We start from the raw sequence: 1,840 nt of genomic DNA on the forward strand, positions 1-1,840 counted from the left end.
GAGGCTGGGACATAACTAGCCGGTTTTAAAGCTTTTCAATAAAAAGAGGGGTCCGGTCACCGATTTTCGGTGGCCGGACCCCTTCTTTGCACTTCTCCCGAGGCCCATGGCGATGAACTTCCGTAAGTTCACCGCCATGAGGGCGAAGCCGAGCTCCCGTTTCACGCGTTGTTTTCCCCTGACGGAGAAGCGAGTGAAACCTAAATTGGCCTTCAGATATCCAAAAACTGGTTCCACGTCCGTCTTGCGTCTGGCGTAGAGGGCACCGGTTTTCTCATCCGAAAGCAGCGTTCTCGTCATATTCTTTTGTTCTTCCCAGGCCCCGTTCACCCTGACCTGGCGGTGTCTCCCTTCCTCGGCCTTCGTGCACAGCTCTCGGAACGGACAACCGTCACAGCTCTCGCACTCGTACACACGAAAATCACGGGTGAAGCCGTTCCGGTCGGTCCGGTGGGACTCATGGCTGAACGGGAGCCTTCTCCCGCCCGGGCACGTGAACGCGTCGGTCTCGCCATCATACGCCCAGTTCGCGAGGTTGAACGGGTCCTCACGCCATTTCTTCTTCTGTTCCTTCCGGTACATCGTATGCGGGATCAAAGGCACGCGCCCCCGGCGCTCGAGTATGTCCGTATAGTTCTGCTGGCTCCCGTATCCGGCGTCGGCGACGATGTAGGCTGGCAGGTCGAGGAACGTTTCAATCTCATCGAGGAACGGGATCAATGTTTTCATGTCGGTCGGGTTCGGATAGACGTCATAGGCGAGCGTGTACTGACCTTCGGTTGCGATCTGGACGTTGTAGCCCGGCTTCAGTTGGCCGTTTTTCATATGGTCCTCTTTCATCCGCATGAACGTCGCGTCACGGTCGGTCTTCGAGTAACTGTTCCGTGTACCGAAGGTGGCCATGTGTTCCTCATACCGACGTTTCCGGGCGGCGAAGTCGGCGGCCTGTTTGTGGAGGAGGCGGGGCATCTTCCGTTCTATACGCAATCGTTTCCGTTCGGCGACGTCGGTCGCCGTGGCGATCTCCTCGTTGATGGACTCGACCTTCTCTTCGAGCCGCGCTGCGATCTGTTCGAGTTCTTCGACCGAGAGCGCGTCCGGGCTCTCCCGTTCGATCTCGGGGATGACCTGGTCGGCCATCAGTTCGTCGTACAGTTGGTTCGATTTCTCGACGAGTGCGGCGCTGTATCTCGCGATGGCTTTCCGCCAGACGAACGTATAGCGGTTGGCGTTCGCCTCGATCTTCGTGCCGTCGATGAAGATCGCCTCCTCATCGATCTCGCCGGTCTCGACGAGATGACACCTGAATGCGACGAACGCCGCCTTCAGGATCGGGGACACGGCCGGGTGGACACGGAAACGGTTGATCGTCCGATAACTCGGCTCGTGGCCCTGGGCGAGCCACATCATCCGCAGGCTGTCTTTTAGAAGACCTTCTATCTTCCGACCTGAGAATGCGGACTGGGTGTATGCGCAGAGGACGACCTTCATCATCATACGCGGATGATAAGCCGGGCATCCCGTCGTTCGCCAGAACGGCTCGAAGGCCTCGTCCGGGATCTGTTCGACGAGATCGTGGACGGCGAAGGCGACGTCGTTTTCCTGGAGACGGACTTCTAAATCTAGGGGCAAAACCAACTGGTTCATGGTATACTCTTTGTACATAGGGGCACCTCCAAAGTTATGGTTTGGTCACTTTAACTTTATCAAAGGTCGCCCCTATCTGTTTAGTCTGAAATGCGTGCACGAACCCATAAAAATGAGAAGAGGCCACCGGGAGCGAACAAGTCGCTCCCGGTGGCCTCTTTCTTATAAATCTACTGGGTTATGTCCCAGCCTC

Annotated in this window: 1 protein-coding gene; it reads right to left on the reverse strand. The window is 56.8% G+C overall.

What is annotated here, in order from left to right:
* Nucleotides 1–15: 15 nt before the first annotated feature.
* Nucleotides 16–1,665 (reverse strand): IS1182 family transposase, encoded by a 1,650-nt coding sequence (locus tag BJU60_RS14615; RefSeq protein ID WP_254281714.1) that lies wholly within the window; start codon nucleotides 1,663–1,665, stop codon nucleotides 16–18.
* Nucleotides 1,666–1,840 lie beyond the last annotated feature (175 nt).

The sequence above is a fragment of the Exiguobacterium aurantiacum genome, assembly GCF_001766415.1.
GTDB lineage: Bacteria > Bacillota > Bacilli > Exiguobacteriales > Exiguobacteriaceae > Exiguobacterium > Exiguobacterium aurantiacum_A.

Coding starts and splice junctions, on each gene's coding strand:
- BJU60_RS14615 (WP_254281714.1), bottom strand. CDS start 1,665: ATGTACAAAGAGTATACCATGAACCAGTTGGTTTTGCCCCTAGATTTA.